Origin of the sequence: Salinicola sp. JS01 (genome assembly GCF_030284585.1) — a bacterium.
Taxonomy (GTDB): Bacteria; Pseudomonadota; Gammaproteobacteria; order Pseudomonadales; family Halomonadaceae; genus Salinicola.
This window is the reverse complement of record NZ_CP127244.1, coordinates 596,706-614,082: the sequence shown is the minus strand read 5'-3', so window position 1 is coordinate 614,082 and position 17,377 is coordinate 596,706. Positions and strand designations below refer to the sequence as shown.

The window sequence follows — 17,377 nt, the reverse complement described above, 5'->3', positions numbered from 1 at the left end:
GGCAAGCGCACGCGGGGGCAAGCGCTGATCGCGACGCCGTGCCGCTCTCGGCGTCACACGCGAATATCTTCGGGACCGCGGATCTCCGCTTCGATACGGGTGCCGGTGGCACGCTCCTCCACGGAGAAGCCGTCGAAGTTGGAGAGTTCGCCGAAATCGAGCTGGGTCAGGGCCTCGATCCGGGCGATGCTGCGCTGATAGGTGCGGTACTGTCCGAAAAGGAAGCCCGGCCCCAGTTCGTCGAGTTCGTCGACCTGATCGATCATGTAGGCGGTGGCCGAGGGGCGGCCATCCTCGCCGCAAAAGGCGATCACCTTCCAGTAGGCTTCGGGGATACGCACGCCGCGGTAGTCGCGGTCGCTGGCGCGGAAGACCGGCCCGGTGAAGATGCACAGGCGTTGACGATCGGCGCGGGCGTGCTCGAGTAGATAGTCCTCCAGCCCCAGCCAGGTGCGCTGGTTGAACGCCGCCATCTGCGGCGTGCAGTTGGTGAAGTGGAAGGTGTCGGCATTGGCTTGCTCGGCCAGTTCGCCCCAGTTGGCCGAAGTGCGCCGCACCAGATGACCACGATCCAGCGGATTGCGGGCGTAGAGATCTTCCCCTGCCTGTAGCGCCGGGTCGATGCGCGGATCAAAGCGCCAGTTGTCGTTCTCGCGCGGCACCGAGACCAGCCGGCGGCCATCGAGATTGAGCGCGGTGAAGATCGCCAGCCGCCGCGAGCGCGACATCACCAGCGAGAAGTGGGTGTAATCGAGACGCCCGTCATCGCGCCCGGGCACCGGGGTGACGTCCTCGGCGCGCTCGCCCACCGGCGTGGGCAGCGCCACTTCGAAGTCATCCAGAAAATCTTGCACGAATCCCTGGCGGTCGGAGAGATCCTCGCGCGCCGCCGTCACAGCCGTCGAGACCCTCGCGGCCTGGCGTGGCGCCACCAGCGCGCGCATGTCGCGCAGCCCACCGCGTGCGCGCTGGCTCGGTCTGATATCGTCGCTCATCGCTGCCTCCCATCTTAGGCACTGTCTGAAAAGTACTGCGCTAGCCCATGCGGCGTTAAAAATCGGCTGGAACGCCAGCCCGGTCAAAAATGCTCATTTACACACCGTAAACTGGAGCGCCAGCCCGGTCCGTTTTCGCCGATTTTTGCCTTGCCTGGGCTTCGCTCGTCGACTTTTCAGACAGCACCTAGACTCGTCTCTCGGGGCACGGCCACGGCACCTGCCGCAGCCGCGCGCTGGTTCACGCCTTCTCGCTCACTTCCAGAAGTTGTTCTTGACCAGATCGACCACGTCGCTCAGGCGCCCGTTGAGCACCGCCTTACCCGAGTAGAGCGCGGTGGAGGCGACCTGACCCGGCTCGATCTTGGGCGGCATCACCAGCTCCATGCGGTTGATCTTGACGTCGAGCAGCGCCGGGCCATCGTGGGCCAGCCAGGCGGCGATCGCCCCGTCGAGCTCGTGACGCTGTTCGACCCGCTCACCCCACAGCCCCATCGCCTGCGCCATCTTGCCGAAGTCGGGGTTATCGAGCTCGGTATAGCTATCGAGCAGCCCTTCGACCTTCTGCTCGATCTCGACGAAGCCGAGCGAGCCGTTGTTGAACACCAGCACCTTGACCGGCACCCGCTCCTGCTTGAGCGTGAGCAGATCGCCCAGCAGCATGGTCATGCCGCCGTCGCCGCACATCGCGATCACCTGGCGCTCGGGGAACGCCTTCTGAATACCGATCGCCTGGGGGTAGGCGTTGGCCATGGTGCCGTGGACCAGGCTGGAGAGCGTGCGCCGCTCGCCGCGGGCGCGGATATGGCGCAGCATCCACACCATCGGGCTGCCGCCGTCGGCGGTGAAGAAGGCGTCGTCGGCAGCGGCGGCATCCAGCGCCACGGTCAGTTCCTGGGGGTGGATCAGCGCGTCGTCCTGGCTCTCGGGCTCGTCGTGGGCCAGCGCCTTGTGATACTGCGTGCGGCATTTTTCCAGCCAGCGGGTATCGCTCTGGGCATCGACGATCTGTGCCAGCGCCGCGCAGGTATCGCGCACGCTGCCGACCAGACCGATATCGACCGGGTGGCGCTTGCCGATCTGCTGCGGGTCGATGTCGACCTGGATGATGGTCGCCTTCTCCGGATAGAACTGGGTCCAGGCGAAGCTGCAGCCGAGCAGGATCAGAGTGTCGCAGTCGGCTACCGCGTGATAGCCGCCGGCCAGGCCGAAGACGCCGGTCATGCCGACCTCGAAGGGGTTGTCCGGCTCGATGAAATCCTTGGCCCGCGAGGTCCATGCCACCGGCGCGTTGAGCTTGGCCGCCAGTGCCAGCACCTCGGAACGCGCGTGTTCGCAGCCGAAGCCGGCGTAGATCGAGATCTTGCCGCCGGCGTTGATCTGTTTCACCGCCGGTACCAGCTCCTCGGCGTTGGGTCGCACTACTGGATCGAAGCGATGGGCGCGGTAGGGTAGATCCTGGCTCGGCGTCTGGGTGAACAGGTCGCCGTGAACCACCAGCACCGCCACGCCGTTCTTGGCCAGCGCCGTCTGCGCCGCCAGCGCCGCCATGCGGCGCGCCTGATCCGGGTTGACCACGGTCTCGCAGAAGACGCTGTACTGGGCGTAGATCGGCGCGGGATCGACATCCTGGGGAAAACCGACACCACTGTCCCCGGTGGCCACCTGGGAGGCGATCATCACCACCGGAGAGCCGCTGCGGTGCGCCTCGAACAGACCGTTGACGAAGTGCAGCGAGCCAGGGCCGCAGGTGCCGGCACACAGGGTTAGTTCACGGGTCATGTAGGCCTCGCCGCCGGCGGCGAATCCACCGACCTCCTCGTGGCGCACATGTACCCACTCCAGCTCGCTGCGGCGGATGGCATCGGTGAAGTGGTTGATGGTATCCCCGACCACGCCGTAGCAGCGTTTGGCACCGGCCTCGGCCAGGGTTTCGACGATGATTTCAGCGACGTTCTGACTCATGAGATGACTCCTTCGCAACGACGTCGACGGCACTTTTCGCCATGACGCGGAGTAACCCCCGGCGCACCGGGTGATGACGTATCTTTCTCTCGGATGCCACGGTCCCGCAGACGCGACGGCGCGGGGCGATCATGGTGGGTCCCGCGCGACTCGGCCACGCTCGGAGACCGGCCTGCCGGTCTAAGCGTAGTCGCTGGTCGCGCAACGGCTAGCCGTCGGGCTCGGGAGTGACCCCACCAGAGGTCAACGCCTCACGCCTGGATCGCCGGGTCCGGCACCCGTGGAAAGCGCGGCGGATGCGCCTGCAGATAGGCGTGGCAGGCGCGCAGCACACGGGCGTCGTCATGCTTGCCGCCGGCGAGCTGGAAGCCCACCGGCAGCCCCGACTCGGTGAACCCGCACGGTACCGAGGCCGCCGGTTGCTGGCTCAGGTTGAAGGGATAGGAGAACGGTGCCCACTCCTCCCAGTCGCGCATGTCGCTGCCGGGTGGGACTTCGTGATTCACCGCGAACGGCGCGATCGGCACCGTGGGCGTCATCAGCAGGTGGTAGCGCTGGTTGAAGCGCTCCAGGCACTGGGTGAGGCTGGCACGCTCGCGCAGCGCCTGGAACATATCGAGTGCGCTGAAGCGCTCGGCCCGCTGGGCGTTGGCCGCCAGCCCCGGGTCGAGCCGTTCGCGCTGGCGCGCGTCGCATTGGCTCCAGAAATCCAGCGAAGCGGTGAACCAGAGCTTCTGAAAGATCTCGATCGGTGATTCGAACCCCGGATTGAGCTCCTCGACCTCGGCCCCCAGCGCTTCGAGGTTGTGCGCCGCTTCGCGCACCCGGGCAGCGATCTGCGGGTCGACCTCGGCATAGCCCAGCGTCGGCGAGTAGGCGATACGCAGACCGCGCAGATCACCACTCAGCTCGGCGCCCCAGTCATCGGGCTGCCCGCGGGTGGCATAGGGGTCGCGATAATCGTAGCGGCCGATCACGTTGAGCATGCGCACCGCATCCTCGACGCTGCGTGTCAGCGGGCCGATATGCGATAGCGACGGCTCGGTCGCCGGCGGCCACTGAGGGGTCCAGCCATAGGTGGGTTTGAAGCCGAACACCCCGGTGAAGGCGGCCGGAATGCGGATCGAGCCCCCGGAATCGCCGCCCTGGTGCAGTACGCCCATATTGAGCGCAGCGGCGGCCGCAGCACCGCCCGAGGAGCCCCCCGGGGTCAGCCGGGTATCCCAGGGATTGCAGGTAGCGCCGAAGACCCGGTTGTCGGTCACCGCCTTCCAGCCGAACTCCGGCGTATTGGTCTTGCCCAGGATCACCGCCCCGGCCTCACGCAGCATGCGCGCCGGCGGGCAGTCGTGCTCGCAGAGCGCAGTGGAAGTGGTCAGCGAGCCCTCCCGCGCCGGCATGCCGGCAACCTCGGCCAGGTCCTTCATCGACACCGGAATCCCGTCGATCGCGCTCAGCGGCCTGCCCTGCCCCCAGCGCCGTGCCGACGCCTTGGCTGCGGCCTCGGCGCCTTCGTGATCGACATGTACATAGGCGTTGACAGCGTCGTTGAAGCGCTCGATACGCGCCAGCGCCGCCCGGGTCGCCTCCAGCGGCGAGGCTTCGCCGCTCTCGAACAGCCGCTTGAGGCTGCCGGCGTCCATGTTTCCTAAATCGCTGCCCAAATCGCTGCCCGGGCCGCTATCGTGATTCGCGCTGCTCATCCTGAACTCTCCGCTTGCGTCGATGACATCCTGTGACGTTTCAGGCTAGCAGTCAGACGCCAACGGACAATTCGCGATTGCCACGGACAGCGCTTTCGGCGTCAGAAATCGTGCGCGGCTTCCGGCGGCAACTGCGGCGTTTCGCGCAGACGTCGGATATGAACATGGCGCATCAGCCGGATCACCGGTCTGATCAGCATCTCGATACTGCCGATCAGGAACAGCCAGGTGCCGTAGTAGGTCAACGCTTCGTAGAAGAAGAAAAAACTGCCGATCACGAACCAGATGCCGATCAGAATGTCGTTGACGATACTGACGACCTCGTAGCGCTTACGGATCACTAGCTCTTCATGACCGATATGCAGCGTCAATGGCGGCAGAGTTTGCGGGTTGCTCTTATGCTGATAGTGAGTCTGGGCGTCCGGCATATCTCTCTCCTCGGGCCAGTTTGGTCTTGTCGTCGGGCGGCGGATCGTGACGCCTGTCTGGCAGCGGCACCGGTGGCACACCGGTGCAAGGCGCTGACAGCAGCGTAGGTGAATTGTAACGCCGGCGCGTCCGGCACCGAATGGAGACGACTTCCATGGCAGCATCCGCAAAGCGCCAATCCGGCGACACCCCTGTCGCCGACGACACCACGCTGTTCATCTTCGGCGCCAGCGGTGACCTGGTGAAACGCCTGCTGATCCCATCGCTCTACCATCTCGATCGCGACGGTCTGCTCGACGACGCCATGCGTATCGTGGGGGTGGATCTCGCCGAGCACGACGATGAGAGCTTCCGCGAGCATCTCCATACGTTTCTCGCCGACAAGGACGCCGCCAGCCACGCCGAGGGGCGCGCGGCCGATCTCGACCCCGAGACCTGGAACGCATTCGCCCGCCGCCTGCACTACCGCCAGGGCGACTTCACCCAGAGCGACATCTACGCCGAGATCGCCACGCTGATCAAGGCCGGCACCAGCGCCAACGCGGTCTTCTACTGCGCCACCGGCTCGCGCTTTTTCGGCGATATCGCCACCCGCCTGGGCGAAGCGGGGCTGCTCAGCGAACGCGACGGCCAGTACCGACGGCTAGTGGTGGAGAAGCCCTTCGGCCACGATCTCGAGTCGGCACGCACGCTCAACGCCCAGCTGCTGGAGGTGATGCAGGAGCGCCAGATCTATCGGATCGATCACTTCCTGGGCAAGGAGACGGTGCAGAACATTCTGGTCGCGCGCTTCGCCAATGTGCTGTTCGAGCCGTTCTGGAACAATCACTACATCGACCATATCCAGATCACCGCAGCCGAGACCGTCGGCGTCGAGAAGCGCGCCGCCTTCTACGACCGCACCGGTGCCATGCGCGACATGGTGCCCAATCATCTGTTCCAGCTGTTGGCGATGGTCGCTATCGAGCCGCCGGCGGCGTTCGGGGCCGACGCCCTGCGCAACGAGAAATCCAAGGTGCTCGAAGCGATCCGCCCCTGGACCCCGCAAGAGGCCGCCGCCAACTCCGCACGCGGACGCTACGCGGCCGGCAAGCTGGGCGACACCGAGGTACCCGGCTATCTCGATGAGGAGGGCGTCGACCCGGACAGCCAGACCGAGACCTACGTGGCGATGAAGGTGATGGTCGACAACTGGCGCTGGATCGGTGTGCCCTTCTACCTGCGTACCGGCAAGCGCATGAGCGCCCGCGACACCGAGATCGCGATCTGCTTCAAGCCGGCGCCCTATGCTCAGTTCCGCGATACCGAGGTCGAGCGCATGGCGGCCAACTGGCTGATCATCCAGATCCAGCCCAACGAGGGCATGTGGTTCGACTTCCAGGCCAAGCGCCCCGGGCCGGAGCTCGAGATGGACACGGTCAAGATGGGCTTCGCCTACAAGGACTTCTTCGATCTGCCCGCGGTCACCGGCTATGAGACCTTGATCTACGACTGCCTCACCGGCGATCAGATGCTGTTCCAGCGCGCCGACACCATCGAGAACGGCTGGCGCGCGGTGCAGCCGTTCCTCGACGCCTGGGCCGAGAATCCCGAGCTGAGCGACTACGCCGCCGGCGAGGATGGCCCGCAGAGCGCACACGAGCTGATCGAGCGCGACGGCCGTCAGTGGCACCAGGTCGGCTCCCCCACCGGTCCCGGCGTGGCCCCGACGCCCAAAAAGTCCTGAATGCCTCGTCCGGGTTTTGTTCGCACCTGGAGCGCCGTTGCCGCCATGTTCTTTCTCAATGGCGGCCTGTTCGGCACCTGGGCGTCACGCATTCCGCGCGTCACCGAGCTGCACGGTCTCGATGATGCCGGGCTCGGCCTGCTGCTGCTGGGCCTGGGCGTCGGCGCGCTGATCTCGTTTCCGCTGGCCGGGCGCGCGGCCGATCATTTCGGCGCGGCGCGCACCACCCGTGCCCTGGCCATCGCCTGCGTCCTGACGCTGGGCCTGGTCGCCGCGGCGCCCACGGTGTGGTCTCTCGCCCTGGCGCTGGTGCTGTTCGGGGGCGCTCAGGGCGCCATGGACGTGACCATGAACGGCTGGGCCGGCGAGGCCGAGCGCGCCCTCGGCAAACCGGTGATGGCCTCCTTCCATGCCCTATGGAGCCTGGGCGCCGGCGCGGGCGCGGCGCTCGGTTACCTGGCGACGCATCTGGCGCTCCCGCTGCTGTGGCACTTTCTCCTGGCGGGCGGGCTGATCTACGTAGTCACCGCAGTGGTCGCCGCCGTACCCTGGCCCGGCGAGCGCCGCCAACCGCCCGCGGTGAAGCCCCGGCGGCTGCCGCTGCCGCACGGGGCGCTGCTGTGGGTCGGCGTGGTCGCCCTGTGCGCCTCCCTCGGCGAAGGCGCGGTGGCGGACTGGAGCGCACTCTTCCTGCTCGATGCCACCGCGGCCAGCGCGGCCCAGAGCACCCTGGGCTACGCCATCTTCTCCACCGCCATGGTGTTCACACGGCTGATCGGCGCGGGGCTGATCCTGCGTCTCGGTACTACCACGGCGACGCGTCTTGCCGGCCTCTCGGCCACCCTGGGCGTGGCTCTGGCGGTGCTCTGCGGCGAGCTGCATCTCGTCCTGGTCGGCTTCTTCCTGATGGGGATCGGCTATGCCCTGGTGATGCCGCTGGCGTTCTCACGCGCGGCCAACGACCCCGAGCTGCCCCCCGGCGCCGCCATCGCCAGCGTCGCCACCCTGGGCTACGGCGGCATGCTGCTGGGACCACCGCTGATCGGCTTTGCCGCCAGTGTGATCACGCTGCACTACGCCTTTGCCCTGCTCGGCGTGCTGTCGCTGTGCATTGTCCTGCGCGCCAGCGCGCTGGCGCCGCCCGCCGCCGAGCGCTGCGAGACCACCTGAAATAGCGCGGCCGCCGTTGCCGCGCTGGCTACCAGAGCGAACGGTAGAGTTCGATCAGCTCCGCGTGGTTCGGCACCCGCGGGTTGTTGCCGGGCGAGCCGGAGGCCAGGGCCTGCTCGGCCATGGTGTCGAGCAGCGCCTCGAAGCGCGCGGGGTCGATGCCGTAGTCCCGCGGCGTGGGCACCGCCAGCTCCTGATTGAGGGCGACCAGCTCGGCGAGCAGCCGCTCGCCGGCGCGGGCGTCATCGTCGCTGTCGGTGGCCACGCCGATGGCGCGGGCGCAGGTGGCGTAACGTGCCGGCGCGGCGGCCAGCGAGAAGGTCGTGACCGCCGGCAGCAGCATGGCGTTGGACATGCCGTGGGGCACGTGAAACGCAGCACCCAGCGGCCGGCTCATGCCGTGTACCAGTGCCACCGAGGCGCTGGAGAAGGCCAGGCCAGCCAGGCTCGAGCCCAGCATCATCGCCTCGCGCGCCGCGCGATCGTCGCCCTGGTGATAGACCCGGCGCAGATGGGGGCCGATCAGGCGCATCGCGGCCAGCGCGTTGTGATCCGAGAAGGGGTTGGCCTTGCGGCTGACGTAGGCCTCGATGGCGTGGGTGAGCGCGTCGATGCCGGTGTCGGCGGTGACCCGCGGCGGCACCGAGAGCGTCAGCTCGAAGTCGACGATCGCGGCCGCCGGCATGAAGCCGATGCCCGGGCAGAGCATCTTTTCGCCGGCGACCTCGTCGGTGATGATGGTGAAACGCGTCATCTCCGAGCCGGTGCCGGCGGTGGTGGGGATGGCGACCAGCGGCAGGCCGAGCTGCGACGCCGCGCGCGGAAACTGATAGTCGCGGATCTCACCGCCGAAGTGACCCAGTACGCCGATCGCCTTGGCCGAGTCGATGGGGCTGCCGCCGCCCAGCGCGATCACGCCATCGAACGCGCCCTGTGCGGTGCCCTCGCGCATCAGCGCCACACCGTCGAGGATCGAGGCCAGGGTGGGCTCCGGCACGGTGTCCGCGAACACGCGGTAGTCGAGCCCGGCGGCCTCAAGCAAGGCGTGAAGTCGCGCCACGTAACCGAGTTCGACCATCATCGGATCGGTGACTACCAGCGGCCGCTGCACGCCGAGTGCGGCGAGCACCCCGGCGAGACGCTCGAGCGCGCCGCCACCCACTTCCAGAATCCGCGGCATCAGGATATTGCTGACCATCGCCTTTTCCTCCTGTCGACACCTGGTGCCAGCATGCCACGCCACGACTCGGGCCGTCGTGGACCCGCCACCAAAGTGCAAGCGCGCAGCGGTCTCCCCCTCCGCTCGGGCGACGACGTGATCGCGCTCAGACCGGGCTGGCCAGCGTTCGTGCCATCAGTTTCTCCACCAGCGGCTGTGCGTCGATGGTGAAATCCTGATCGAGCCCCAGATCGCGCAGGCCGCAGCGCTGGTAGAAGCGAATCGCCGGCACATTGTCGGCGAGGACCCACAGCCCCAGGTCGCGGTAGCCCTGATCGAGGCACCACTCCAGCGCCGCCTGCCACAGGGCGTGGCCGACGCCCTGGCGCTGAGCCCGTGGGGCAACGTAGAAGCTGTAGAGTTCGGCCCAGCCGGGGGTGAGTGAGCGCACCTCGGGCCGCGCACTCTCGCTCTGACGAAAAGGGCCAACACTCACCCAGCCAAGCAGCTCACCTGCCCGAGTGTCTGCCTGGGTGTCTGTTCGGATGTCCGCATGCGTACCGACAAAGACCACCGTCCCCGCGTCGAGCTGCGAGCGCCAGGCCGCGGCACGCGCGGCGACATCCAAGCCCGCCAGCGTGGTCTCGGCGATCAAGCCGCGGTAGTTATGTCGCCAGGCGTCGACGTGGATGGTCGCGATCGCCCCGGCGTCGGCTGGGGTGGCACGGCGCACCACCACCGCACCCGCCCGGCTCACGACGTCAGCCGCGACAGCGCAAAGCCGGCGATGGCGGTGTCCTGCACCCCGGTGCCGGTGAGGTCGCAGACGGTGATGGCGCTCGCCTCCCGGCGCGGCGACTGGCCACCGGCGATCACCTGGCCCAGCTCGTGAACCGTGAACGGCGGGCGATGCCCGGCATAGACCTTGAGCTCGCCATTGTGCTCGCTCTGGGCCCGGGTATCGGCGACGAAGACGTCGGCGCGCTCCATCACCGAGGAGTCGAGCTCGCGCTTTTCGGGGCTGTCCGAGCCCATCGCCGTGACATGCACGCCATCGGGCAGATGCGCCCCTGACAGCAAAGGCTCGCGTGATGGCGTGGTGGTGACGATGATATCGGCATGGGTACAGGCCGCCCCGATCTCCTCATGAACCTCGACCGCAAGACCATAGCGCTCGCGCATGCGCACCGCATAGGCGCCGGCCTTCTCGGCATCCCGCGCCCAGACGTCGAGCGTATCGATGTCGCGCACCAGCCTGAGCGCGGCGACCTGCAGCTCCGCCTGCACGCCGGCGCCGAGGACGGTGACGCGCCGGCTGTCACGCCGCGAGAGATGCTTGGCGGCGATGGCGCCGGCCAGCGCGGTACGAATGTCGGTGAGGTAGCCCTCATCGAACAGTACCGCCTCGACCAGACCGGTCTTGGCCGAGAACACGATCATCAGCCCGTTGAGACTCGGCAGCCCCAGCTTGGGATTGTCGAAGAAGCCGGGGCTGACCTTGATCGCGAAGCGCGCATTGCCCTGAATATGCGCGGTCTTGACGTCGACCTCGCCATTGGATTCCGCAATTGCCATCGACAGGATCGGCGGCTGGACGACGTTACCTTCGCCCAGCGCACGGAAACCGGCCTCGACCGCCTCCAGGGCGGCGTGATCCAGCGTGACGACATCCTGAATCTGCTGTCGGTTGTAGAGCTCCATCGGGGTGTCTCCTGCGTCCATTCACGTGAATTCGTATCAGCGCGGCGGATAGTCGAGCAGGGCCTTCGCCCGCATCAGCGTCTCCGCGTCCACGCCGTTGCCCGAGACGATCAGCGCCACCTTCTGGCCGCGGATGTCGAGGGCGTGCTCCTCGATGGCCGCGAGCCCCACCACCGCGGCCCCCTCGACCAGCATTTTCTCCTGCTCGAAGAAGTGCAGCATGGCCCGAGCAATCGCCGGCTCCGACACCCGGTAGTGATCGTCCATCACCTCGCGCACCAGGGCGAAGGTACAGCGGTTGTCGAGCCCGATCCCGCCGCCGAGCGAATCGGCCAGCGAGGCCTGTTCCTCGACCTCCACCGGCTCGCCCGCCGCCAGACTGTCGATCATCGCCGCGCCCTTCTGCATGCTCACCCCGGTCACCTGGACCTGGGGGTTGATGCCTTTGACGGCGCGCCCGATACCGCCGAGCAGCCCGCCGCCGGAGAGCCCGATCAGCACGCGGTCGAGCGCCGGCAGGTCTTCCATCAGTTCGAGCCCGATGGTGCCCTGGCCGGCCGCGATCAGCGGGTCATCGAAGGGTTCGATCAGCGTCATGCCGTCGTCGGCGACCAGACGCCGCGCCTCGACGAAGGCGTCGTCCTGGGAGCGCCCGATCACCCGTGCCTCAGCCCCCAGCGCTTCGATGGCGGCGACCTTGTTGGCCGGCACCAGCTCGGAGAGACAGACCACCGCGCGGGCGCCGAGGCGTTTGGCCGCCCACGCCACCGCGCGGCCGTGATTGCCGGTGGAGGCCGTGGTGACGCCGCGCTCGAGCTGATCCGGCGCCAGCGAGGCGATCTTGTTGAGCGCGCCGCGCAGCTTGAACGCGCCGCTCGGCTGTAGCGTCTCGAGCTTGAGATAGACCTCGGCGTCGAAGCGTATCGAGAGGCTCTGGGAGAGGATCAGCGGCGTGCGCGCCGCCTGCCCGGCGAGTCGCTGGCGGGCCAGGTAGATATCGTGCAGGGTGACGGGGTCGGACATACAGGCTCCCGAATCGAAAGGGCAGGACGCCGGAACGGAAAGGCGGCAGGCTGAATCTCTTCACCCTGCCGCAGGCGCGTGTCGGTATCAATGCGCGACGCGGTGTGCCACCGCGACGCCGGGGTTTCTCTCTTAAGCTCCCCCCTTCGGCTCAGCGCTTGGGTTCGGCTATTTAGTTCACCCCTGCAGATCGCCGCTACGCGTCAGCTCGTCGGTCACCTTGTCGATGGCACGCTTGGCACGGGCGATCACCTCGTCGACCTGGCCGCGATCGATCACCAGCGGCGGGGCGAAGCCAAGAATGTCGCCGTTGGGCATGGCACGGGCGATCAGGTTCTCCTCGAGCGCCGCCGCCGCGACCCGCGGGCCGACCTTGAGCGTCGGGTCGAAGGGGGTATAGGCGCCCTTCTTCGGCGCGAACTCGAGTGCCGCCATCAGCCCCTGGCCGCGCACGTCGCCCACCAGCGGGTGCTCACCGAAGGTCTTGGCCAGCTGGGCGTTGAAGTAGGCGCCGGTCTCGGCGGCGTTACCGACCAGATTCTCGCGCTCGATGATGTCCAGATTGGCCATCGCCGCCGCCGCGCCCAGCGGGTGCCCGGAGTAGGTCCAGCCGTGGCCGATCGGGCCGTACTCACCGGTGCCGTCCTCCAGCGCTTTCCACACGCGTTCGCCGACGATCACCCCGGAGAGCGGCTGATAGGCGCTGGTCAGCCCCTTGGCGATGGTCACCAGATCCGGCTGGATGCCGTAGTGCTGGAAGCCGAAATCGCTGCCCAACCGCCCGAAACCGCTGACGACTTCGTCAGCAATCAGCAGGATGTCGTGGCGCTTGAGCACCGCCTGAATTGCGTCCCAGTAGCCCTCCGGCGGCGGGATGATGCCGCCGGTGCCGAGTACCGGCTCGCCGATGAAGGCGCCCACGGTCTCCGGGCCCTCGCGCTGGATCAGCGCCTCCAGCTGCTCGGCGCAGTAGGCGGAGAACTCGCGTTCGCTCATCTCGCCCCGGGGCCTTCTGTAGTAGTACGGGGCCTCGGTATGCAGCACGCCGTCGATCGGCAGGTCGAAATGCTGATGGAAGGCGGGCAGCCCGGTGAGCGAACCAGCGGCGATGCTGGAACCGTGATAGCCGCGCTGGCGCGAGATGATCTTCTTCTTCTGCGGCCGGCCGGTGACATTGTGGTAGTAGCGCACCAGCTTGATCTGGGTCTCGTTGGCGTCGCTGCCGGAGAGCCCGTAGTAGACCTTGTTCAAGCCGTGACCGGCGAGCTTGGCGATACGCTCGGAGAGCGCGATCAGCGGCTCGTTGGAGTGGCCGACATAGGTGTGGTAGTAGGCGAGTTCCTTGGCCTGGGCGTAGATGGCCTCGGCGATCTCGCTGCGCCCGTAGCCGATGTTGACGCAGTAGAGCCCGGCAAAGGCGTCGATCATCTCACGCCCGTCGCGGTCGACGATGGAAATCCCCTGGCCACCGGTGATGATACGCCCCGGCGCATCGCCATGGGCGTAGTCGCGCAGATGGGTGGAGGCGTGAAAGACGTGGCGGCGATCGTTGTCGATCAGGCTACGCGTATCGGTCATGACGTTTTCCTTACTGAAAGCGGAACCACCACCGCAACTGTCGATGGTGTTTGATGGTGGTTCCCGGCGGGCGCAGCGGTCACCGTGACCCTTGTGTGATACCCGCGTTAATAAAGCCATGCGACGCTCAAAAAGCTATGCGACGCTGATGATACGGCGCGACAGCGCTCGGGCGCCGGCGAGCCGGCGAAGCGCCGTCAGCGATTCAACGTTGGCTCAAGAAGAACTGGCCGAGGGCATATTACCCAGACAGTAATACTTGGTGTCGAGATACTCCTCGAGCCCCTGGGCGCCGCCCTCGCGGCCAAGGCCGGACTGCTTGATGCCGCCGAAGGGGATCGGCGCGCCGGTCATCTTGACGCTGTTGACGCTGACCATGCCGTACTCCAGCCCGCGCATCAGCTTCCAGATGCGTCGCACGTCATGGGTGTAGACATAGGCGGCGAGGCCGTACTCGGTGTCGTTGGCCAGCCGGATCACTTCGTCGTCGCTGTCGAACACGCCGATACCCGCCACCGGCGAGAAGGTCTCCTCGCGGAATACGCGCATCTCGGGGGTGATGTCGGCGAGCAGCGTGGGGACGAAGAAGTTGGCCCCCGGCGCCGAGCGCTCGCCGCCGAGCTTGCGCGCGCCGCGGCGTACCCCATCCTCGACGATACCCTCGGCCATCTCCACCGCACGGCGGTGGATCAACGGGCCGATATCGCACTCATCGAGCCCGTTGCCCACGCTGAGCGCTTCCATGTGCGCGACGAAGCGCTCGATGAAGGCGTCGTAGATGCCGCGCTGGACGAAGATGCGGTTGGCGGCCAGGCAATCCTGCCCGGCGGTCTGGAACTTGGCGGCCACGGCTTCTTTGGCTGCGGCGTCCGGGTCCATGTCGTCGCAGACGATGAAGGGCGCGTTGCCGCCCAGCTCCAGCGACATGCGCTTGACGCTCGACGAACTCTGGCGCATCAGCAGCTTGCCCACCCGGGTCGAGCCGGTGAACGAGATATTGCGGATGCGGTTGTCGCTGCACAGCACCTCGGAGACCGTCGCCGGGTCGCCGGTGACCACGTTGAACACCCCGGCCGGGATGCCCGCGCGCTCGGCGAGTTCGGCCAGCGCCAGCGCCGAGTACGGGGTCTCGTTGGCCGGCTTGACGATCACCGGGCAGCCCGCGGCCAGCGCCGCCCCCGCCTTGCGCGTGATCATCGCCAGCGGGAAGTTCCACGGCGTGAACATCGCCGACACGCCCACCGGCTCCTTGATCGTACCCAGGGCCGCATCGGGGATATGGCTGGGGATGGTCATGCCGTAGGCGCGCTTGGCCTCCTCGGCGAACCACTGGATGAAGCTGGCGCCATAGTCGACCTCACCGCGGGCATCCTTGAGCGGCTTGCCCTGCTCGCGGGTCATCAGATAGGCGAGATCCTCCTTGTGCTCGTGCAGCAGGCGGTACCAGGCGTTGAGCTTCTCGGCGCGCACATTGACGTTGAGCGCCCGCCAGGCGGCGAACGCCTCCTCGGCGGCGGTCACGGTGGCGGTGATCTGGGCGGCTTCCAGCAGTGCACAGTGGCCCAGGGTCTCGCCGGTGGCGGGGTCGACCACCGCCTCCTCGCGACCCTCGCTGCCATGGGTCCACTTGCCGTCGACATAGGCGTACTGACGGAAAAGACGCGGGTCGTTGAGTTTCATGCTGTCGCCTCCTGCGGCGCTGAGGGCGTAACGGTCAGGCGGCGTCAGAGAGAAGTGCTTCCCTCTGGCGCTGCCGAGTGCCCCCAGCATAGGGGCTAGGGCGCGCAGAAACTTTTTGTCCCGCCGCGCTGCCACTTGCGCTTTTTTTCGAAAGCGCCGCGGTAACTTGCGGTTTTTTCGGTGCGATGAGCGTGCGCCACGACGGGGATTCCGACTGTATACACGAACCCCTGACATCTACATCTTTTGGCTAAAAAACGCACAAAATCGTCGCCAAAAAGAGAACTCAGGCGTAAGCATGTATACACGCCGTGCCATTCACCTCCGATTTCCGGACCGGCCACCCGCGCCCTGACCGCCGCGCGAGACGCCGACCGACGCCACGGCGTGAACCCGAGAGGAGATGACCCATGTCCAACCGTGGCTATCCGTTGAACGCCTGGTACGCCGCCGCCTGGGGCCATGAGATACAGCACCGGCTCACGCCGCGCACCCTCTGCGAAACCGATCTGGTGCTCTATCGCAGAAGCGACGGCGAGATCGCCGCGCTGCAGGATGCTTGCTGGCACCGCCTGCTGCCGCTGTCGCTGGGCCGCCTGGATGGCGACAGCGTGGTGTGCGGCTATCACGGCCTGGCCTTCGACCCCCATGGCCGCTGCACCCATATGCCGTCGCAGGAGACGATCAACCCCGCCGCCTGCGTGCGCAGCTTCCCGGTGGCCGAGCGCCACGCCCTGGTGTGGGTGTGGATGGGCCACCCGGCCCGGGCCGACACCGCCACCATCCCCGACTTCCACTGGAACGCCGACCCCGCTCTGGCCGGCCGCGGCGGGACCTTCTACAGCCTGCAGTGCGAATACCGGCTGGTGATCGACAACCTGCTCGACCTCACCCACGAGACCTTCGTCCACGCCGGCAGCATCGGCCACGACTCGATCACCCGCGCCCCCTTCGACGTCACCCACGACGAGCGCAGTGTCACCGTCCAGCGCTGGATGCTCGACGGCGATGCCCCACCCTTCTGGGCCCGCCAGCTGGGGCGCGACGTGCCGGTGGATCGCTGGCACAACATCCACTTCGAGGCGCCCTCGACCATCGTCGGCGATGTCGGCGTAGCCGAAGCCGGCACCGGCGCGCCCCAGGGCGACCGCTCCCACGGCGTGACCGGCTACTTCCTGGCGGCGCTGACGCCGGAGACCGCCACCAGCTGCCACTACTTCTGGAATTTCGTCCGCGATCACCATATCGACGACCCCAACTGGACCGAGTACCTGCACTACGCCCATGTCAACGACGGCCAGGGGGTCTACGACCAGGACAAGGCGGTACTCCAGGCGCAGCAGATTGCGGTCTCGAAGTACGACCGCCCGCCGTTCTACAACCTCAACATCGACGCCGGCGCGATGTGGGCACGACGCATCATCGACCGCCTGATCGCCGCCGAGGAGACGCCGCCTGCCGGTGAGCAGGCGTCGACGCCCAGCGTCTTCGCGCGCCAGGCCTGAGGACGCGATCACCATGCGCCAATCGCTGAAAGCGCTGTTGACCCTGCGCAACTGGATTCTCGACGGCACCCTGAGCGCCGGCGAGCGCCTGTGGGAACCGACCCTGGCGACCCGTCTGGCGGTGTCGCGCACGCCGCTGCGCGAGGCCCTGGTGCGCCTCGAACACGAGGGGCTGGTCGAGACCGCCGAGCGCGGCGGCTATGCGGTGCGCGGCTTCTCGCCCGACTACCTCAAGCAGACGATCGAGATTCGCGGCACGCTCGAAGGGCTCGCTGCGCGCCAGGCGGCGGAGGCGCGCCACCCGGCGTCACGCCTCGAGCCGCTGCACCGGCTGGTCGAGCGCATCGACACCATTGTCTCCCGCGCGCAGCTCGACGAAGAGGCGCTGAATCACTACGTCACGCTCAACGGCGAGTTCCACCAGCATCTGCTCGCCCTCGCCGAGAGCATGGCGCTGAGCGAGGCGCTGGAGCGCATCGGCAATCTGCCCTTCGCCTCGCCCAATGCCTTCGTCATGAGCTACGCCCACTCCGCCTCCGCCCACCGCATCCTGTTCATCGCCAACGATCAGCACCGCTGCCTGGTCGACGCCCTCGCCTCCGGTGAGGGCGCGCGGGCCGAGCAGATCGCCCGCGAGCACGCGCGCATCGCCCAGCGCAATCTGGACAGCGCGCTCGCCCATCCCGCCGGGCTGGATGCCGTCAGCGGCGGTGCGCTGATCCGTCAACCTTGACCCCGCCGCG

General features: G+C 67.3%; 14 protein-coding genes. 4 read left to right on the top strand and 10 right to left on the bottom strand.

Going from position 1 to position 17,377, the window contains the following annotated elements; genetic code table 11:
• Positions 1 to 53: 53 nt before the first annotated feature.
• The 4 genes from QO259_RS02970 to QO259_RS02955 all read right to left on the bottom strand — a co-directional run bounded on the left by QO259_RS02970 (position 54) and on the right by QO259_RS02955 (position 5,091).
• On the bottom strand, positions 54 to 995 hold the full coding sequence (locus QO259_RS02970) for a DNA/RNA non-specific endonuclease (RefSeq protein ID WP_285951730.1): 942 nt from the start codon (positions 993 to 995) through the stop codon (positions 54 to 56).
• A gap of 255 nt (positions 996 to 1,250) precedes the next feature.
• Positions 1,251 to 2,960 carry a thiamine pyrophosphate-dependent enzyme gene (locus tag QO259_RS02965; protein ID WP_285951729.1) on the bottom strand — a complete coding sequence of 570 codons (1,710 nt, stop codon included), beginning with the start codon at positions 2,958 to 2,960 and terminating at the stop codon, positions 1,251 to 1,253.
• Between the two features lie 251 nt (positions 2,961 to 3,211).
• Positions 3,212 to 4,663 carry an amidase gene (locus tag QO259_RS02960; protein WP_285951728.1) on the bottom strand — a complete coding sequence of 484 codons (1,452 nt, stop codon included), beginning with the start codon at positions 4,661 to 4,663 and terminating at the stop codon, positions 3,212 to 3,214.
• A 101-nt stretch (positions 4,664 to 4,764) separates the two neighbouring features.
• On the bottom strand, positions 4,765 to 5,091 hold the full coding sequence (locus QO259_RS02955) for a YrhK family protein (protein WP_285951727.1): 327 nt from the start codon (positions 5,089 to 5,091) through the stop codon (positions 4,765 to 4,767).
• 155 nt (positions 5,092 to 5,246) lie between these two features.
• Here QO259_RS02955 and zwf point away from each other — a divergent pair, with 155 nt between their 5' ends.
• On the top strand, positions 5,247 to 6,818 hold the full coding sequence (zwf, locus tag QO259_RS02950) for a glucose-6-phosphate dehydrogenase (RefSeq protein ID WP_285951726.1): 1,572 nt from the start codon (positions 5,247 to 5,249) through the stop codon (positions 6,816 to 6,818).
• A 45-nt stretch (positions 6,819 to 6,863) separates the two neighbouring features.
• A complete protein-coding gene (locus QO259_RS02945; protein ID WP_285951725.1) occupies positions 6,864 to 7,988 on the top strand; it encodes an MFS transporter in 1,125 nt (374 codons plus the stop codon).
• Positions 7,989 to 8,016: 28 nt separating this feature from the next.
• On the opposite strand, the gene QO259_RS02940 is transcribed toward QO259_RS02945, so the two are convergent.
• The 6 genes from QO259_RS02940 to QO259_RS02915 form a co-directional block, all read right to left on the bottom strand.
• Complete coding sequence (locus QO259_RS02940; protein ID WP_285951724.1) at positions 8,017 to 9,186, bottom strand: iron-containing alcohol dehydrogenase; 1,170 nt, start codon at positions 9,184 to 9,186, stop codon at positions 8,017 to 8,019.
• A gap of 127 nt (positions 9,187 to 9,313) precedes the next feature.
• Positions 9,314 to 9,904: a GNAT family N-acetyltransferase gene (locus QO259_RS02935; protein ID WP_285951723.1), complete on the bottom strand. Its 591-nt coding sequence runs from the start codon at positions 9,902 to 9,904 to the stop codon at positions 9,314 to 9,316.
• Positions 9,901 to 10,848 carry a cyclodeaminase gene (locus tag QO259_RS02930; protein WP_285951722.1) on the bottom strand — a complete coding sequence of 316 codons (948 nt, stop codon included), beginning with the start codon at positions 10,846 to 10,848 and terminating at the stop codon, positions 9,901 to 9,903. Before QO259_RS02930 ends, QO259_RS02935 begins: the two co-directional genes overlap by 4 nt.
• Positions 10,849 to 10,884: 36 nt before the next feature.
• Positions 10,885 to 11,871 (bottom strand): hydroxyectoine utilization dehydratase EutB, encoded by a 987-nt coding sequence (gene eutB, locus QO259_RS02925; RefSeq protein WP_285951721.1) that lies wholly within the window; start codon positions 11,869 to 11,871, stop codon positions 10,885 to 10,887.
• Between the two features lie 177 nt (positions 11,872 to 12,048).
• Positions 12,049 to 13,449, bottom strand: coding sequence for an aminotransferase (locus QO259_RS02920; protein WP_285951720.1), 1,401 nt, complete (start codon positions 13,447 to 13,449; stop codon positions 12,049 to 12,051).
• A gap of 216 nt (positions 13,450 to 13,665) precedes the next feature.
• On the bottom strand, positions 13,666 to 15,129 hold the full coding sequence (locus tag QO259_RS02915; RefSeq protein WP_285951719.1) for an NAD-dependent succinate-semialdehyde dehydrogenase: 1,464 nt from the start codon (positions 15,127 to 15,129) through the stop codon (positions 13,666 to 13,668).
• 410 nt (positions 15,130 to 15,539) lie between these two features.
• Between QO259_RS02915 and QO259_RS02910 the strand changes: the two genes are divergently transcribed.
• Complete coding sequence (locus tag QO259_RS02910; RefSeq protein ID WP_285951718.1) at positions 15,540 to 16,634, top strand: aromatic ring-hydroxylating dioxygenase subunit alpha; 1,095 nt, start codon at positions 15,540 to 15,542, stop codon at positions 16,632 to 16,634.
• Positions 16,635 to 16,647: 13 nt separating this feature from the next.
• Positions 16,648 to 17,367 carry a GntR family transcriptional regulator gene (locus QO259_RS02905; protein ID WP_285951717.1) on the top strand — a complete coding sequence of 240 codons (720 nt, stop codon included), beginning with the start codon at positions 16,648 to 16,650 and terminating at the stop codon, positions 17,365 to 17,367.
• Positions 17,368 to 17,377: the final 10 nt, after the last annotated feature.